Source organism: Amycolatopsis orientalis DSM 40040 = KCTC 9412 (assembly GCF_000478275.1).
In the GTDB taxonomy this organism is placed as follows: Bacteria; Actinomycetota; Actinomycetes; order Mycobacteriales; family Pseudonocardiaceae; genus Amycolatopsis; species Amycolatopsis orientalis.
In genome coordinates this window covers 153,273-171,936 of the sequence record NZ_ASJB01000028.1, presented here as the reverse complement: position 1 = coordinate 171,936, position 18,664 = coordinate 153,273, and the positions used below count along the sequence as shown (strand labels likewise).

The 18,664-nt window shown below is 71.5% G+C and carries 8 protein-coding genes; 5 read left to right on the top strand and 3 right to left on the bottom strand.

Annotation, left to right across the window (positions count from 1 at the left end):
* Window positions 1-87: 87 nt before the first annotated feature.
* The 3 genes from L324_RS07255 (at window position 88) to L324_RS07245 (ending at window position 2,546) form a co-directional block, all read left to right on the top strand.
* Window positions 88-1,560: an amidase gene (locus L324_RS07255; protein ID WP_037305230.1), complete on the top strand. Its 1,473-nt coding sequence runs from the start codon at window positions 88-90 to the stop codon at window positions 1,558-1,560.
* 73 nt (window positions 1,561-1,633) lie between these two features.
* Entirely contained in the window at window positions 1,634-2,035 is a 402-nt protein-coding gene (locus L324_RS07250) for a DUF4260 family protein (protein WP_037305229.1), read from the top strand.
* Window positions 2,028-2,546, top strand: coding sequence for a TetR/AcrR family transcriptional regulator (locus L324_RS07245; protein WP_081736224.1), 519 nt, complete (start codon window positions 2,028-2,030; stop codon window positions 2,544-2,546). The genes L324_RS07250 and L324_RS07245 overlap by 8 nt, the downstream gene beginning before the upstream one ends.
* Before the next feature lie 88 nt (window positions 2,547-2,634).
* Here L324_RS07245 and L324_RS07240 read toward each other — a convergent pair whose 3' ends face one another.
* Window positions 2,635-3,291: a lytic polysaccharide monooxygenase auxiliary activity family 9 protein gene (locus tag L324_RS07240; protein ID WP_037305226.1), complete on the bottom strand. Its 657-nt coding sequence runs from the start codon at window positions 3,289-3,291 to the stop codon at window positions 2,635-2,637.
* A 197-nt stretch (window positions 3,292-3,488) separates the two neighbouring features.
* Between L324_RS07240 and L324_RS07235 the strand changes: the two genes are divergently transcribed.
* Together L324_RS07235 and L324_RS07230 are read left to right on the top strand one after the other, a co-directional pair.
* Window positions 3,489-4,481 carry a hypothetical protein gene (locus L324_RS07235; RefSeq protein WP_037305225.1) on the top strand — a complete coding sequence of 331 codons (993 nt, stop codon included), beginning with the start codon at window positions 3,489-3,491 and terminating at the stop codon, window positions 4,479-4,481.
* Between the two features lie 79 nt (window positions 4,482-4,560).
* The gene (locus tag L324_RS07230; RefSeq protein WP_037305224.1) at window positions 4,561-5,829 is read left to right on the top strand and encodes a vanadium-dependent haloperoxidase; all 1,269 of its coding nucleotides are present in this window, start codon (window positions 4,561-4,563) and stop codon (window positions 5,827-5,829) included.
* Window positions 5,830-5,843: 14 nt separating this feature from the next.
* On the opposite strand, the gene L324_RS43275 is transcribed toward L324_RS07230, so the two are convergent.
* Window positions 5,844-11,669 (bottom strand): type I polyketide synthase, encoded by a 5,826-nt coding sequence (locus tag L324_RS43275; protein WP_051173720.1) that lies wholly within the window; start codon window positions 11,667-11,669, stop codon window positions 5,844-5,846.
* Window positions 11,662-18,483 carry a type I polyketide synthase gene (locus L324_RS07220; protein ID WP_161780828.1) on the bottom strand — a complete coding sequence of 2,274 codons (6,822 nt, stop codon included), beginning with the start codon at window positions 18,481-18,483 and terminating at the stop codon, window positions 11,662-11,664. Before L324_RS07220 ends, L324_RS43275 begins: the two co-directional genes overlap by 8 nt.
* Between the last annotated feature and the right edge of the window lie 181 nt (window positions 18,484-18,664).

Genomic DNA, 18,664 nt, shown 5'->3' with positions numbered 1-18,664 from the left:
GGAGCACTTCGCGAAAAGGCGCCCGGTAGCCGCCGTTGCGCCGATCGGAATTTTATGGCTCGCTCGGGAGGTCGTTACGGTCGATTCATGGATTGGAACTTTCAGCCGGCCCACCGGCTTTCGGCCGCGCTGCGGGCAGGCGAGGTGACGTCGGCGGAACTGACCGACGAGGCGATCGCCCGGATCGAGCGGGACGACAAGGCGATCAACGCGGTCTGCGTACCGGACTTCGACCGCGCGCGGGCCGCCGCGCGTCAGGCCGACCAGGCGCTCGCCCGGGGTGAGGACCGGCCGCTGCTCGGTGTCCCGGTGACGGTCAAGGAGTCCTACGACGTCGCCGGGCTGCCGACGACCTGGGGCATGCCGCCGCACCGGGACCATCTGCCCGCCGAGGACGCGGTGCAGGTGTCGCGGCTCAAGGACGCGGGCGCGGTGGTGCTCGGCAAGACCAATGTCCCCTTGGGACTGCAGGACATCCAGAGCTTCAACGAAATCCATGGCACCACCGGCAACCCGTGGGATCACGGTCGCACTTCGGGCGGATCCTCCGGCGGCTCGGCGGCAGCACTGGCGTCCGGATTCGGTGCGCTGTCCATCGGCTCCGACCTCGCCGGTTCGCTGCGCACCCCCGCGCATTTCTGTGGCGTCTACGCGCACAAGCCGACGGTCGGGCTGGTGGCGACCCGCGGCATGGTCCCGCCTCCGGGGCCGGCCTTGCCGACCGAGTTCGACCTCGCCGTCGCCGGCCCGATGGCGCGCACCGCCCGCGACCTCTCGCTCCTGCTCGACGTCATGGCCGGACCGGACCCGCTGACGCTCGGCATGGCGTACACCTTGACCCTGCCGCCCGCGCGTCACGAGCGGCTCCGCGATTTCCGGGTCCTGGTCCTCGACGAGCATCCGCTCATCCCGACCGGGTCCGCCGTGCGGGCGGGCGTGGACCGGGTGGCCGCGGCGCTTGTCGCGGGTGGCGCCCGCGTCGAACGGCACAGTCCGCTGCTGCCCGATCTGACCGAAGCGGCGACGCTCTACATGCAGTTGCTGATCTCGGGCTCCGTCGCGCGTTTCCCCATCGGCTCGTATGAGGAACTTCAGATCCAGGCCGCCGGACTGAGCGCCGACGACCAGAGCCTCGACGCGACGCGGCTGCGCGCCTTGGTCTTCAGCCACCGCGACTGGATGGAGGCGAACAACCGCCGCGAACTCCACCGCCACGGCTGGCGGCGGCTCTTCGCCGAGTTCGACGCCGTGGTCTGCCCCATCACGCCGACGCCCGCGTTCCCGCACGACCACGCCCCCGATCCGCTGGAACGGCGCATCGACATCGACGGTGCCGAGTACCCGTACTTCGACCAGTTCGTCTGGGCAGGCCTGGCGACCATGCCCGGCCTGCCTGCCACCGCCGTACCCACGGGCCTTTCCCCCGAGGGGCTGCCGGTGGGCGTGCAGCTCATCGGCCCGATGTACGAGGACCGCACCCCGCTGCGATTGGCCGAACTGCTCGAACAGGAGATCGGCGGCTTCCGGATACCGAACCGAGGCGCGCCAACGGAATCCTGAGCCGGCCTTGACGGCTAACAGCGTTAGCCATACAGTGAGGCTAACGCTGTTAGCCACGTTCCCGGGGGTTTCGATGTCTGTCGCTCTTTCGCCCGCTCGTCACGTCGTCAAACGGGTGGCGTGGGCCGCCCTCGCGGCGTTCTTGCTGGCCTTCATCGTGCTCGAGGTGATCAACCACGGCGGCCCGGCACTGACCGCCGCGCTGCTGTTGCTGATCGCGCCCGACCTGACGATGTTCGTCGGGGCCGGTGACGGCACGGCCGGTGGCGGCAAGCTGTCGCCCAGGGCCGTGCCCTACTACAACCTCGTGCACCGGCCATGGATCCCGTTGGCCGTCCTGGTCGTCTACAGCTTCGGCGTACTGGGGGACTGGGTGCCGCTGTTCACGGCGGGACTCGGCTGGCTGACGCACATCGCGCTGGACCGGGCCTTCGGCTACGGCCTGCGTGAGCGCGACGGGAGCCGGCGTGTCTGAGCGAAGCGGTCAGATCGTCGACGTGGCACGCGTGCTGATCGACGAGGGCGGCTCCGCCGCGCTGACCATGCGGGCACTCGGCGAACGGCTCGGCATTCGGGCTCCGTCTCTTTACAAGCATTTCCCGGACAAGGGCGCGGTCGAAGCCCAGGTGATCGCGCTCGCCCTGCGGGAACTGGCGAGCGAGCTGGAACGAGCCGGCTCTTTGGACGCGCTCGCGGCGGCTTACCGTGCCTACGCGCTCGAACATCCCCATCTCTACCGGCTGATGAATTCCGGGCCGCTCCCTCGCCATCTCCTGCCCGCCGGAGTCGAGGACGCGGCAGCGCTGCCGCTCGTGCGTGCTGTCGGCGGCGACCTGGACCGGGCGCGTGCGGTCTGGGCTTTCGCGCACGGCATGGTCATCCTCGAACTCGACGGTCGTTTCCCGCCCGACGCGGACCTCGACAGCGCCTGGCGCACCGGGCTGAAGGCGTTCGCCGTCCCCGCTCGACGCGGATCCGGCGCGTGAACGCGTGGCGAAGATCCCGTCGGAAGGCCGCCCCGGTGTCGTGAATACCGGGGCGGCCATTCGGATTCCGTTCGGCTGTCTGGATTTTCTAGCCGAAGTTCACGTCACTGCACCACATGTAGGTCTGGTCGAGGTGGGATGCCTGCCAGATCGTGAACACGACGTGGTGTCCGCGGTACGCGCCGGAGGTTCGGACGTCGAACGTGATGTCCTTGGCCGGAGCGTACCTGCCGGTCTGCGTGATGAAGTCGAGGTTGCCCCAGCCGAGCGTCTGGGTGGTGGGGTCGAACCCGTTCTTGCTGACGTAGACCCGGAAGTAGTCGGCACCATGGCTGGCCTGGTCGTACAGGTGCATCGAGAAGTTGCTGCCGACACTGGTGGTCTTCCAAGGGCCTGGGGTGTTCAGGGAGTTGTTGCGCGCCAGGCCGTTGCTGCAGAGCTGTCCGTTGGGAGTGGACCCCTCGAAGTTCCCGTGGAGTCCGTCCCGCAGGGCACTCATCCAGTTCCACATGGTGTCGGCGTTGGCCTGGAAAGCCTGCCAGCACATGGGATCTTGCTGCTGCATGGCGGGATTCGTGTGCTGGCTGCCCCAGTCTTTCCAGCACTGGTAGGCGCGGGTCGGGGGACCGACGATGGTGCCGTGTGCCGAAGCCGCCGGGACCCAGGCGAACATACCGGCGAGCGTGGCGATGACCAGGACGATGATGCTCCGCCGTCTGGCGGTGGGCCTGGAGGTACTGCGCATGGATGGGCCTCCATTCTCGGGATGATCGACGATGATCAAAATGGGAGCGCTCCCAGAGCAGGGATCAGCGTATACGCGACTCCGCGAAACTTCAACGAAACAGTGGACGATGGTTATGGTTTATTTCGCACTTCTCGAAATGATCTTCGGGAATTCGGGGGCGGTCCCGCCGGCGAGCTGTCATCATCCAGTGCATCATGAAAGCGGAAGAACGATGGCCGACCACCGGCCAGGCACCACAAACACTGGTCTGGCAAGGCAACGGTCTCGTCGACTGGGCGAGCGGCTACAGCTGGTATCCCGACGGCCGCCCCGGAACAGGAGCCCCGCTGCAGGGCTACGGCGACATCTACAACGGCGTGGCCGTGTCCCCGTCCGGGCGCTACCAGGTCGTCTACGCCGAGTACGGCCTCGACGCGATCCTGCTCGACCAAGGCGAGGTACTCCGCGCACTCACCCGTGACGACGACGATCCGGACGCCTTCTTCTATCCGGTGACCTTCGGGCGGCTCACCGACGGGCGGGAGGTGCTCGTCCACTGCCCCGAACACCGGGACCGGCTGGAGATCGAGCTACCGGCGACCGGGGAACGGCTCACCACCCGCGCCTTGGAGCCCGACGTCCACCTGAACGACATCTACCACTCCCGGCTCGAGGTGAGCCCCGGCGGACGGTGGCTGCTGAGCGCGGGCTGGGTCTGGCATCCGTTCGGCGTCGCCCAGGTCTTCGATCTCGACGCCGCCCTCACCGATCCGGGCACCCTCGACGCGATCCAGCCTTGTCCGGAACAGGTCGGCGACGAGGTCGAGTCGGCCTGCTGGCTCGACGAAGACCGCCTGGCGGTGTTCTCCATGAGCACGGTGACCGGCAGCTGGCCCCAGCTGTCGAGCGGCGAACTCGGCGTTTGGTCGATGGAAGCGGCGGGCTGGGCGAGCAAGGCCTCCTATGGCGAGCACGTCGGCACGATGACCCGGTTCGGCGACCACCTGCTCAGCTTCTACGAGTATCCGAAGCTCCTGGAGCCCGCCACCGGCGCCGTGGTCGAGGCGTGGCCGCACCTGCCGACCGGCAAGCGCATGGTGGCGTACGGCTTGCAGTACGAGCCGCTGACCGTCGCCGTGCATCCGGACGGCACACGCTTCGCGGTGGCCTCCGACGAGTTCATCACCGTCGTCGACTGGTCGGAATAGCGCTTCCGCTCCAAGTGGCCGTCGCGGCGCCGCGGGAATCACGACACCATGGGACCGTGGCGATTCGGGAGGTACGGCCGTGAAGAAGATCGTCCTGGCCCTGGTGCTCGTTCTGGTCGGAGCCGGGTCGAGCGCGCCCGCCGCCGCCGAGCCACGGCCGGACATCGTGCGAGTGTGGAACGAGTTCGCCTTGGCCGCGGTACGGGCGACCCGCGCCACCGACGCCGACGCCGCCCGCACCTACGCGATGCTCAACGTCGCCGTGTACGACGCGGTCAACGGACTCACCGGCCCGGCACGCGCCCACGCGCTGATACCCGGCCCCGGCCCGCGCGGCGCCGATCCCCAGGCCGCCGCCGTCGCCGCGGCACATGCCGTCCTTGTCCGGCTGGACCCCGACCGAACCGCGGGCTACGACATGCGGCTACAGGCCGACCTGGCCGGTCTGCGTCCCGGCCATCGGCGCGACGCGGGGGTGCGCTGGGGCCGTGAGGTCGCCGATCGTGTGGTGGCCTCCCGTGCCGACGACGGCTCGGCTCCGGTGCGAAGTCAGCCCGCCGGCTCAGGTCCCGGAATCTTCCGGGCCGAGTGGTCCGGCGTGCAGTACCGCGACGTTCGCCCCTTCGCCGTCGCCGACCCCGCCGTGTACGTACCGGGGCCGCCGCCTGCCTTGGACAGCCTGGACTATGCCGCCGCTTTCGCCGAAGTCGCGCTGCTCGGCGACGCCGCGATACCCGCCCCCGACAAGCTCGCCACCTTCCAGTTCTGGTCCGTGCCCGCCGGTACCGTCCAACCCGCCGGCGAGTGGGTGAAGATCGCGCTGGCCAGGTCCCATGGCCTGCCGCTGCCCACCTCGGCGCGCCTCATGGCCTTGCTGACGATGACGCTGGCCGACACCACGGTTCCCACCGTGGCCACCAAGTTCACCTACCGTCATTGGCGTCCCGCCACGGCGATCCGCGAGGCGGAGACCGACGGGAACCCGTGGACGCGGCCGAATCCGGACTGGGCCCCGCGGGCCGGGAGCATCGGCGGATCACCGGAATACCCGTCCGGGCACAGCTCCTACAGCGGCGCGGCGGCGGCCGTGCTGGCCGGGTTCTTCTGCACGGACGACGTTCGCTTCACACACACCACGGATACCGCGCCGGGCGGCCAGGCGCGTACTTACCCGAGTTTCTCCGCGGCCGCCGCCGAGGCGGGCCGGTCGCGGGTGTTCGGCGGACAGCACTTCGAATTCAGCAACCAGGCGGGTTCCGTCCTCGGCCGCGACGTCGCGGCCGAGGTCCTCGCCACCCGGCTGCTGAAGCGCACCGGACCGACGCACCACGGTAGTTGTCCATTGTAGACAAACCAGAGCGTTCAGCCGAAGGTGCCGCGCATCCAGTCGTTCATCAGCGCCGCCGTATGCGGGGCGTGCTCCTCCATCATGGTGAAGTGGTTGCCACGGGTGCTGACGGCCGTGTGCTCGAAGGGCCACACCGGTTCCCAGTCCGGCGGCCAGTCCTGCACCGGGTCGCCCGCGCGCACGAACAGCACCGGGATCGGCAGGTAGGCCGGTGTCCAGTCGAAGGTCCCGTAGTGCAGCATCGCGGTGATCCAGCTGTCGTCGGCGGGCACCGGATAGTTCGGATCGGCCATCCGGAGCTGCATTTCGTCACCGAGACCCGGCAGCAGGCGGACCAGCCGCTCGTATTCGCTGGGCAGATAGCTGTCCAGCACCACCACCCCGGCCGGAGGTGTGCCCTGGCCGTGCAGATGCTCCGCGAGCAGGTGGGCGACCAGCCCGCCGGAGGACAGACCGGTCAGGACGAAAGGCCGGTCTCCCAGCTCCGCACGCAGACTGGCGGCGTGCGCCGCCAGCAGCAGATCCCGGGTCTTCGGCAGGGCCCCGTCGCCGCGGTAACCAGGGTGCCGGAGCGCCAGGACCTCCCGTTCGTCCTGGAAAGCCCTGGCCAGGCGCGCGTACTGCACCGGCTCGGCCTGACCGGTGATGGAGGGGACGCACACCAGCGCCGGATGCCCGGAGCCACTGGCCAGCCGGACCGGGCGAGGAGGACTCGGCAACTGCTCCAGCGAGCCGAAGAAGGCGCGATTCCTTTCCCAGCCTGAGACCCTGATGCGCTGGAGCCGCTGTCGGAAGTCTTCACGGTCCTCGTCCTGGACCACGTCGTCTTCGCGCCTGCTCACCAGCTCCGCCAGGTACCTGGCCAACATCGCCGGGGTCGGATGGTCGAAGGTGACGGTCGCCCGCAGCCGGCGCCCCAGCGCCTCGGCCAGGTGGTTACGGATGCGGACCGCGGCCAGCGAGTCCACGCCCATCTCCAGGAACCCGGCATGCTGGTTGAGTTCCGCGGTGTCGGCGTGGCCGAGGGTCAGCGCGACCTTGTCCAGCACCAGGTCGACGAGCGCGCGCTCCCGGTCCGGACCGCCGAGCGGGTCGAGCGGCGGGCGCGGCCGGTCCGGGGTGCCCGGCCGGTCCTTGAGTTCCCGCAGCAGGGGCCGGTCCTCGGCGTCGTCCAGCGTGAGGCGGGCGGGCACCAGCACCGGGTCGGCGAGGGACACCGCGGCGTCGAACAGGGCGAGCGCCTCCTTGGTGGACAGCATGTCCGCCGACGTCCGGAGGTGACCGGTCAGGTCGCTGCGCTCGGCCCACAGGCCCCACGCGAGCGAGATCGCCGGCAGGCCCCGGCCGCGACGGTGGTGGGCCAGCCCGTCGAGGACGGCGTTGGCCGCGGCGTAGTTCGACTGGCCGGCGGTGCCCGCGGTCGCGGCGGCGGAGGAGAACAGGACGAACGCCTTGAGCGGGAGCTCCTTCGTCAGCTCGTGGAGGGCGATGGCCGCGTCCGCCTTCGGCCGCATGACCGTGTCCAGGCGGTCCGCGGTCATGGTCAGCATCACGCCGTCGTCCAGTGCCCCGGCCGCGTGCACCACGATCGTCGGCCGATGGTCCGCGAGCACGCGGGCCAGTCGCGTCCGGTCGGTCACGTCGCAGGCGACGGTGGTCGCGACGGCACCGAGTTCGGCGAGCGCGGCCACCAGGTCCGGAGCGTGGCCGCCACGGCTGAGCAGGACGAGCCGCCGCACTCCGTGCGCGGTGACCAGATGCCGGGCGAGCAGCCCGCCGAGGGTGCCGGTGCCGCCGGTGATCAGCACCACGTCGTCGGCACCGGCGAACGGAACCGGAGCCGGGGGGACGACCCGCACCAGGCGGCGCGCCAGCACCCGGCCGCCGCGCAGGGCGAGCTCCGGCTCGTCGGTGGCCAGGGCGGCCGCGACCGTCAACGGGGTGATCTCGTCGGCGTCCAGGAGCACGAACCGGCCGGGCTCCTCGGCCTGGGCGGAGCGCACCAGACCGGTGACAGCCGCACCACCCAGATCGCCGACGTCGTCGCCGGTCCGGGTCGCCACCGCGCCCGAGGTGAGGAACACCAGCCTGGACGCGGCGAACTCCGGACGCGTCGTCCACCACTGGGCCGACGCCAGCGCGTGATGCGCCGATTCCCGCGGCGCACCACCGGAAACGGCGAGGAGCACCGCGTCCGGCATGGGCAGGCCGCCGGAGACCGCGTTCTCGAGCGCGTCCAGGTCGGGGAAGGCCGGGAACCGGCCGGTCTCGATTCCGACGGTGACGACGAGTTCCGAGCCCGTGCTGACCGCGGTGCGCACCTCGGCCCATCTGCTCCGGAACAGGGCGTCCCGTGGGGCCTCACGGTGCGCGACGGCCGGTCGCAGCACCAGTGAATCCACCGACAGCACCGGTACGCCCGCTTCGTCGGTCACGCCCAGCCGTACCGAGTCGTCCGTCAAACCCTGGAGCCGTACGCGCAGCGTCGCCGGTTCGGTGGCGTGCGCGCCCACCCCGGCCCAGACGAACGGCAGCACCGGCCCGTCCGTCGCCGGTGCCGGTGCGGGACCACCGAATCCGAGGGCGTGCAGGGCGGAGTCCAGCAGCGCCGGGTGGATCACGAAGCCTCGTCCGTCCACCGGGCAGTCCACTTCGGCGAAGACCTCCTTGTCCCGCCGCCAAACCGCGCGCAACCCCTGGAACGTGGGGCCGTAGCGCAGCCCGCGCTCGACCAGGGCGGGGTAAAGACCCTGGTGCGCGACCGGTTCCGCACCCGCGGGCGGCCACTGGCCGATCTCGGCCGGTTCGATCCGTTCCGGGCTCAGCGTCCCGCCGCCGTGGTGCACCCAGTTCCCACCGTCCACTTTGGCGTGCAGCCGCAGGCCGCGCCGTCCGGTGCCGTCGGGCGCGCCCACCCGCAGCTGGACGGTGACCGCCGCGTCGTCCGGCACCACCAGCGGCCGTTCCAGGGTCAGTTCCTCGACCGTGGGACAGCGCGCGGCCGTCCCGGCACGCAAGGCGAAGTCCAGCCAGGCGGTGCCCGGCAGGATCACCTCGTCCAGTACGCGGTGATCGGCCAGCCAGGGCGACGAACTCACGGAGAGGCGGCCGGTCAGCACGAGTTCGCCGGTGTCCGCCAGTTCGACCGGCGCGTCCAGGACCGGGTGCCCGCCCTCGCGCGTCTCTCCCGGCGTGACCCAGAATCGTTTGCGTTCGAAGGGATAGGTCGGCAGCTCGGTGAAACCCGGAGCCTCCTGTCCCGCCCACGCGGTCCACTTCGGACAGAGCCCGCGGACGTAAAGTTCGGCGAGCGCGGCGAGGAAGGTGTCGCGGCCGTTCTCGGCGCGGCGCAGCGTCCCGGTGACGACGGCCCGGTCGCCGACGGCCGCCAGCACCGAGTGGACGAGGACGGGGTGCGGGCTGACTTCGACGAAGAAAGTGTGCTCCGGCACCGGAAGCCCGGCGACGGCCGCATCGAAACGCACCGGCATCCGCAGGTTGCGGTACCAGTACCCCGCGTCCAGTTCGGGTCCGGCGAGCACGGTCGCGGTCACGGCGGAGTGGAACGGGATGTCGGTGGGCCGGGGTGAGATCGGGGCCAGCTCGGCGAGCACCCGGTCGCGGACCGACTCGACCTGGGGGGAGTGGGACGCGTAGTCGACCGCCAGCCGCCGCACCTGGACGCCGGATCCGGCCAGCTCCGTCAGCAGCCGGTCGAGTGCCTCGATGTCCCCGGCGACCACCGAGGACTCCGGCCCGTTCACCGTGGCGATCGCGAGCCGCTCGTCCAGCCTGGGCCGCAGCCGCTCGGCCGGCAGCTCCACCGAGGCCATACCGCCGCGGCCGGACAACGTGGTCAGCGCCTTCGCCCGCCGGGCCACCACCAGCGCGGCGTCCTCCAGCGACAGCGCGCCCGCGACGTGGGCGGCGGCGATCTCGCCCTGGCTGTGCCCCACCACCGCGTCCGGCTCGATCCCGCTGGCGCGCCAGAGCGCGGCCAGCGAGACCATCACCGCGAACAACGCGGGCTGCACCACGTCCACCCGGTCCAGCGACGGCGCGTCCGGCTCCTGCCGCAGCACCGCGAGCAGGTCCCAGTCGAGATGCGGCGCCAGCGCGCGGGCACAGCGCTCGAGGTGCTCCTTGAACACCGGCGAGGTCTCCAGCAGGTCGCCGGCCATACCCGCCCACTGGCCGCCTTGGCCGGGGAAGACGAACACCACCTTGCCGGTCAGCTCGGCCGTGCCGGTGACCAGGCCCGGTACCGCGGTGCCCCGGTTCAGCGCGGTCAGCGCCGTCCGCGGATCGGCGTCGAGTACCACGGCACGCCGATCGAACGTGCTGCGTGAGGTGATCAGCGCGTGCGCCACGGCCACCGGATCTCTGCCGTCCACAGAGGACAGAAGCTGTCCGGCCCTTGCCCGCAAGGCGGATTCGGTCCGTGCCGAAAGGACCCACGGCAACTGCTCCGCCGCGGGAGTCCCGGCCGGTTCCGGCGCCGGAGCCTCTTCGAGGATCACGTGCGCGTTGGTACCACTGATACCGAAGGAGGACACCGCCGCGCGCCGGGGACGGCCGTCGGCCGCCTGCCAGGGACGGCTCTCGGTGAGCAGCTCGACCCCGCCCCCGTGCCAGTCCACTTGGGACGTCGCGCGGTCCACATGCAAGGTCTTGGGCAAGGTCCGGTGGCGCAGCGCGAGCACGATCTTGAGCACCCCGGCGATCCCGGCGGCGGCCTGGGTGTGCCCGATGTTGGCTTTGATCGAGCCGAGGGCCAGCGGGGTGTCCCGGTCGTGGCCGTACGCGGCCTGCAGGGCGGCTGCCTCGATCGGATCGCCGAGCCGGGTGCCCGTCCCGTGCGCTTCGACGGCGTCGACGTCCTCGGCGCGCAGTCCCGCGTCGGCCAGCGCGTCGCGGATCACCCGCTGCTGCGCGAGCCCGTTGGGTGCGGTCAACCCGTTGGAGGCCCCGTCGGAGTTGACCGCGCTGCCCCGCACCACGGCGAGTACCGGATGGCCGGACGCGAGGGCGTCGGTGAGCCGTTCCACGACCACCACACCGGCCCCTTCACCCCAGCCGACCCCGTCCGCGGCCTCGGCGAACGCTTTGCACCGGCCGTCCGCCGCGAGCGCGCCCTGGTGCCGGAAGGCAGTGAAGACACCGGGCTTGGACATCACCACCGCGCCGCCCGCCAGCGCGAGGTCGCATTCCCCGGCGCGCAGGGACCGCACCGCCAGATGCAGGGCCACCAGCGAAGACGAGCACGCCGTGTCGATCGTGACCGACGGCCCTTCCAGCCCGAGCAGGTAGGAGACCCGCCCGGACAGCACGCTCGCGGCGGTGGCGGTCGCCAGGTGGTCGGCGTATTCGTCGAGGTTGGCGCTGACCAGCCCTCGGTAGTCCTGATCGCTGGTGCCGGTGAACACCCCGGTCCGGGAGCCACGCAGGGTGGCCGGGTCGATGCCGGCCCGCTCCAGCGACTCCCAGGAGATCTCCAGCATCAGCCGCTGCTGCGGATCCATGGACTGTGCCTCGTTCGGGCCGATGCCGAAGAAGCCCGCGTCGAACCAGGCCGCGTCGGCGAGGAACCCGCCGGCGCCGGTGCGCCCGCGTGGCCAGCCACGGTCGGCGGGCAACGAGGTGATCGCGTCGCGGCCCTCGTCGAGCAGCCGCCACAGCGCGTCCGGGTCGGTCGCCCCGCCGGGCAACCGGCACCCCAGCCCCACGATGGCGATCGGCTCACGGGCGGCCGCCTCGGCCGACCGCAGGCGTTCCCTGGTGTCCCGCAGCGCGGTGGTCAGGCGATTCAGGGTGTCGAGTACCTTGCTGTCCTCAGCCATCGAGGAGCCCCTCCGCTGCCAAGAAGATTTCCCGTTCGGCCCGGCCGAGCACGTCGTCGAGGTCGGCGGCCGCGGGCTCGGCCACCGGTTCGGGCCGGGGTGGTGCCGGTGGTGCGCTCGGCGTGAGCTCGGTGTTCAGATATCCGGCCAGCGCGGTGGGCGTCGAATGGTCGAACAGGGCGGTGGCGGGCATCCGCAACCCGGTCTGCGCGCTCAGCTGGTTGCGCAGCTCGACCACGCCCAAGGAGCTGAGTCCCTGCTCGTGGAAGGGTTTGCCGGGCTGGACCTGGGTGACCGAGTCGTGCCCGAGAATCGTGGCGACCTCCCGGCTCACCAGTTCGCGCAGGACCCGGACACGCTCGGACTGGGACATCCCGGCCAGGCGCGTCACGAGGGTCGACGCCTCCGGCCGCGGCTCGGCGGCCTTGCTCCGGCGGGCTTCCGGCAGCTCCGCGAGCAGCGGGCTGTGCCGGGTGGTGGCGAAGACCGAGAGGAACCGGTCCCAGTCCACGTCGGCGATCACCAGGCCCGACTCGTCACGACCGAAGGCCGTGGCCAGTGCGGTGATGCCGAGGTCGGGGTCGAGGACGGTCATGCCGTTGCGCCGCAGCCTGGCGCCCACGGCCTCCGCGCCCGCCCCGTCCACGGCCATCCCGCCGAGACCCCACGGTCCCCAGGCGAGCGAGGTGGCGGCGAGCCCGTCGGCACGCCGCTGGTCGGCCAGCGCGTCGAGATAGGTGTTGGCCGCCGCGTAGTTGGCCTGTCCGGCGTTGCCCACCGCGCCGGTGGCGGAGGAGAACAGCACGAACGCCTCCAGCCCGCTGGTCAGCTCGTGGAGGTTGCGGGCACCTTCGGCCTTGGCGTGCAGGGCCACGGCCAGCCGCCGCGGGTCCAGCGCGTCGAGGACGCCGTCGTCGAGGACCCCGGCCGTATGCGCGACTCCCGTCAACGGCCGGTCCGCCGGGATCGCCGCGAGCAGCCCGGCCAGGGCGTCGCGGTCGGCCACGTCGCAGGCGACCGCCACGGCCTCGGCACCGAGCGCGGTCAGCTCGGCGAGGAACCCGGGGTCGTCGGCATGCCTGCCGGTCAGCAGCAGCCGTTCCACCCCCTCGGCGGCGAGCCAGCGCGCCAGTTTTCTTCCCAGCGCGCCGAAAGCGCCGGTGATCAGGGTGGTGCCGTGCCGCGGCCAGCGGCGCGGTGTCCCCTTCTCGCGGGGACCGGCGGGTGCGTGCACGAGGCGCCGGGCGAAGACGCCCGAGGCGCGTACGGCGACCTGATCCTCCGTCGCCGAGAGCACTCCGGCCAGCCGTTCGACCACGGCGGAGTCCACAGTGGACGGGAGATCCACCAGGCCACCCCACCGCGCCGGGTGTTCCAGCGCGGCGACCCGGCCGAGGCCCCACACCATGGCCTGTACCGGGGAGCCGAGCCGGTCACCGTGCCCGGTGGACACCGCCGACTGGGTCACGCACCACAACGGCACCTCGAAGTCGAGGTCTCCCATGGCCTGGATCAGCGCTGTCGTCAAGGCGAGCCCGGCTGGCACCTCGGTGGCGGCCGGGTGCGGTCGTTCGTCCAGTGCCAGCAGGGACAGCACCCCGTCGATCGGTTCGCCGTCCCGGACGGACGCGAGCAGCTCCGCGATTTCCGCGCGTCCAGCCTCGGCGCCGACGCCCAGCAATACGGCCCCGAGCGCCGCGCGGACGGGTTCCGGCACGGGCAGATCCGCGGCGTGCACCACGATCCAGTTCCGCTTCCGGGCGACCTGTCCCGCCACGGGCTGCCAGGAAACGCGGTACCGCAACCGATCCATCGCGGCGGTCTGGTCGTGGTCACGCCGCCACCGCGCCATCGCGGGCAGCAGTTCGGTGATCTCCGGTTCGGTGCCGGTGCCCAGCAGGTCGCCGAGGCGCTGAAGGTCTCCGCTCTCCACGGCTTCCCAGAACGCCGAATCCCGCCGCGGTGAGCGGGATTCCGGGGTCGCCTCCGGCAGCAGCCAGAACCTCTTGCGCTGGAAGGGATAGGTCGGCAGGTCCACCCGCCGCGCCCCGCTGCTCGCGTACCACCTCGACCAGTCCGGCCCCTGTCCCCGCACGTGCAGCGCCGCCACGGCGGCGAGTACGTCCGCGTCCCTCAGCGCGGGGACCACGGCCGTGTCCACGGCTTCACCGAGGCAGTCCGCGGTCATCTCGGTCAGCGTGGTCTCCGGCCCCAGCTCCAGGAACGTGCTCACCCCCCGGTCCTGGAGGGTCCGCACCCCGTCGGCGAACCTGACCGTGCCCCGCACGTGATCCGCCCAGTACTCCGGAGAACACAGCTGTTCTTCGGTGGCCACCTCGCCGGTCAACCCGGACACGATCGGGATCAGAGGCGGTCGATAGCTCAGACTCTTCGCGACGGAAAGGAATTCGTCGAGCATCGGCGCCATCAACGCGGAGTGGAACGCGTGACTGACGCGCAGGCGCTTGGTCCTGCGCCCCTGAGCGCGGAAGGTCTGGGCCACGGCGGCGACGGCGTCCTCAGCTCCCGAGAGCACCACTGAACGCGGCCCGTTGACCGCCGCCAGCGACACCCCCGGCGGCAGATGCTCGACCTCGTCCGCCGAGGCCGCCACCGCGTACATCGCACCGTGCGGTGGCAACGCCTGCATGAGCGAACCCCGCGCCGCGACCAGACGGCAGGCGTCCGGTAGTGACAGCACCCCGGCCACGTGGGCGGCGGCCAGTTCACCGACGGAGTGCCCGAGCAGCAGGTCCGGCCGGATACCCCAGCTCTCCAGCAAGCGGAACAACGCGACCTCGAACGCGAACAGCCCGGTCTGCGCGAACTCCGTCCGGTCCAGGGTTTCCTGGTCCGTGCCGAATACGGCGGCGCGCACCCGCGGCGGCAACGCCGCGCAAACCTCGTCGAAGGCCCCGGCGAACACCGGGTACCGCTCGTACAGCGGACGGCCCATGCCCGCGCGCTGACTGCCCTGCCCGGCGAACAGGAAGGCCAGACCGCCCTCGGCCACCACTCCCGTGGTGAGCCCGGGATCGGTTCTGCCGGCGGCCAGCGCGGCCAATGCGCGGCCGAGCTGGCCGCGGTCGCCGCCGGTGAGCACGGCCCGGTTGGCCAGCGCGGAACGGGTTGTGGCCAAAGAGAAACCCAGGTCGTGCAGGTCTGCCCCGGACCCGGGGCCGGTGTCGCAGTGCGCGAGCAGCCGGGCCGCCTGCGCGCGCAGTGCCTCCTCCGAACCGCCCGACACGGTCCACAGCGGCGGGAGGTCACTCGGCGGGGCCGCCGGTGCGTCCGGTTCGGCCGGCGGCTGCTGGACGAGCACATGGGCGTTCGTGCCGCCGATACCGAAGGAGGAGACCCCGGCCCGCCGGATCGGTCCCCGGTCCGGCCACGGCGTGGGTTCGGTGACCAGACGCAGCCCGGCCGCCCAGTCCACCTGCGAGCTGGGTGTTTCGACGTTGACGGTGGCCGGGACCGTGCGATGCCGCATGGCCAGCACCATCTTGATCAGTCCCGCGGCCCCCGCGGCGGCCTGAGTGTGCCCCAGATTGGACTTCAGGGACCCCACCAGCAGCGGCCGGTCCGGCGGCCGGTGCGCGCCGTAGGCCGCCACGAGCGCGCCCGCCTCGATCGGGTCGCCCAGTTTCGTCCCGGTGCCGTGCGCCTCCACGACGTCCACATCGGACGGTCGCAGTCCGGCGTCGGCGAGCGCGGCGGACAGCAGGCGCTGCTGGGCGGCACCGTTGGGTGCGGTGAGTCCGTTGCTGGCGCCGTCGGAGTTGACCGCGGACCCGGTGATCAGCGCCAGCACCGGATGGCCGTTCCGGCGTGCGTCGGAGTACCGCTCCAGCGTGAACATGCCGCCGCCCTCGGCCCAGGCCGTGCCGTCGGCGTCCTCGGCGAACGGTTTGGCCCGCGCGTCCGGCGCCAGCCCGCCCTGCCTGCTGAACTCCAGGAACACCAAAGGCGACGACAGGACGGTCACCGCTCCGGCCAGCGCCAGCGAGCATTCACCGCGGCGCAGCGCCGCGGCGGCCAGGTGCACGGCGACCAGGGAGGAGGAGCACGCCGTGTCGATCGACAGGTTGGGCCCCTGCAGACCGAAGGTGAACGAGATCCGGCCGGAGGCCACACTGGACACGGTCCCGATCGCCAGGTTCGGCCGCTCGCCGAGGGCGGCATGCCCGGGGCCGACGCCGTACTCGCTGTGAGACAGCCCCGCGTAGACCCCGGTGTCGCTGCCTCGTAACGTGGCCGGGTCGATGCCGGCCCGCTCGAAGGCCTCCCAGGACAGTTCCAGCAGCAGCCGCTGTTGCGGGTCCATCTCCAGGGCCTCGTGGCCGCCGATGCCGAAGAACGCGGCGTCGAACTCGGCTGCCTCGTGCAGGAACCCGCCTTTTCGCACATAGCTGGTGCCCGGCCGCTCCCGCTGCGGGTCGTACAGCGTCTCCAGGTCCCAGCCGCGGTCGGCGGGCATCGGCGTGACGACGTCGCGGCCCTCGGTGAGCAGCTGCCACAGGTCCTCGGGGGACTGCACGCCGCCGGGGAAGCGGCAGCTCATGCCGACGATGGCGATCGGCTCGTCCGAACCTGTCCGGCGGCGCACGACGGCCGGTGTCCTCGGCGCGCTGCCGTCCAGGTACGCGGTCAGCCGGTCCGGCGTGGGGTGGTCGAACAGGGCGGTCGTGGCGATCGTCAGCCCGGTCCGCTTGCGCAGCCGGGTGATCAGTTCGACGGCGCGCACCGAATCCATGCCCAGGTCGAAAAAGGTCCGGTCCGGCCGGTAACCGCCGCTGATCAGCGACTCGGTCTCGGTCCGGATCAGCCGGGACAGGTCCGTGGCGACGACGCGGGTGGGTTCGGCGACCTCGGTGGGCAGATGCACGCGGCGGCCACCCCGGTCGCCGAGCACCTCCGGCCAGGCGACCGGCACTCCGTGTCCGTGCAGTTCGCCGAGGGTGCCCAGTACCGCGCGCAGATCGGACTGGCCGCCGCGCAGCGCGGCGGTGACGAGCAGGTCGCCGGTGGCCGCGCCGGGCAGGGTCTCCTCGACCAGCGCCGCGAGCACCCCGTTGGCGCTCAGGTCGACGTAGGTGTCGACTCCGGCGGACGCCAGGGTGGTGACGCAGTCCAGGAAGTGCCCGGTGCCGCGCACCTGGGCGCCCCAGTACTCGGGCAGGCACACCACACCGGGATCGGTCCCGAGCCCGGTGTGCACCGGGACGATCGGGATACGCGGCGGAGAGGCGGTGAGGCCGCGCGCGAACCGTTCGAATTCGCCCGCCATCGCGGCCATATGCGGGGAGTGGAAGGCCCGGTCCACCGGCAGCCGCTTGACCTTGCGCCCTCGGTCGGCCCAGAACCCGGCGATGCGCAGCACGGTGTCGCGGTCACCGGAGATGACGACGGAGCGAGGGGAGTTGACCGCGGAGATCGCCGCCAGGTCCGTCAGCCCGGTCAGCGACTCCTGCGCTTCGGCCTCGGTGATCCGCAGCGCCACCATGGCGCCGCCGACCGGCGTCCGGTCCCGGAACAGCCGGACCCGCTCGGCCAGCAGCGCGGCCACGTCCGGAAGTGAGTACACCCCGGCCGCGGTGGCCGCGGCCAGTTCCCCGACCGAGTGGCCGACCACGAAGTCCGGGCGGACGCCCCAGTGCTCGAACTGCCGGAACAGCGCCAGCTGCAGGGCGAACAGGGCGTCCTGGGTGTACATGGCCTCGTCGGCGGGCGCCACCTCGGTACCGCGGTCGCCCAGCAGCAGCTCGCGCACCGACCAGGTGGACGCCGCGTCCAGGTGGTCGCACACTTCGTCGAGCGCGTCGGCGAACACGTCGAACAGCGGGTACAGCTCGCGGCCCATCCCCGGCCGTTGTCCGCCCTCGCCGGGGAACATCAGCGCCACTTTGCGGCCGGTGCCCGCCTCTGCCGTCCCTGCCCGGCCGTCGGCCAGTTCGGCGAGGCCCGCGACGAGTTCCGCCCGGTCCTCGCCCAGTACGACGCCCCGGTGCGGCTGGTGTGACCGCGCCAGAGCCAGCGTGTGCGTGGTGTCGAGCAGATCCGGCGCGGCAGGCCCGTCCAGGTGGGCGCGCAGGGTCTCCGCCTTGCCCCGCAGGCTTTCCGCGCTGTCGGCCGACAACATCAGCGGCAGGACCGGCACCGCGCGGCGCTCGGGCGGTCGCGTCCGGGCGGGCGGCGCGGACAGCACCAGCGCGCAGGAAGTCCCGGCGCCGTCGGTGGAACCGAGCACGATGGGCCACCGGCGCTCCTGCCCGCGATCGAGCAAGGCGGGCAGATCGAACAGTGCTGACACCGTGTCTTCTTCCACCGGGTCGACCTCGCCGGGGTCCACTCCGGCTCGTTCGCACGCCAGCCGCACGATCGGCCCCCGGCCCAGCGCGCTGCCGTCGAACACGCAATGAACCGGGTCGTCGTCCGCGATCGCGGAGGAAAGCGGTTTCAGCACCAGAAACGCGCACTCGCCGGGTGAAACCACCCCGGCGATGGCGAGCGCCGATTCACCAGTGTGAATGCTTTGGAGGGAAAGGTGTAGGATGGCCGGAGGCGGGATTTCCGCCGTGACCACGGGCCCCAGCAGACCGAACTCCGCCGCGACCGGTTCGGCCTCCGTCGTGGCGAACACACCCGCTATCACGCCGTCCAGCGATTCCGGGATTATACCGGCATTCTCCAGCGCCTGTCGCGCCACCGCGGGCGGTGCGGACAACGGACCGCGCGACAAACCGACCAGCGCGACCGAAGAGGGATTCGTGGTGCTGTCGAACTGCATGAAACCGCCCGTCCAGTCGTCATCCACCCGGCGCGGTCTGAGCAAAGTGCGGTCGGAAGAATACCGGTACACGCTCAGGCGCGTCATTTACGGAATGCGGGGTTCGCTGACCGTAGTCAGCTCGCGGAAACCCTGTCAATGTCATCCCTTTGCGCTAGGGGGAGGTTATCGAAATTAGGGGTTGTATTCAGTGGACCCCTAATCTCGC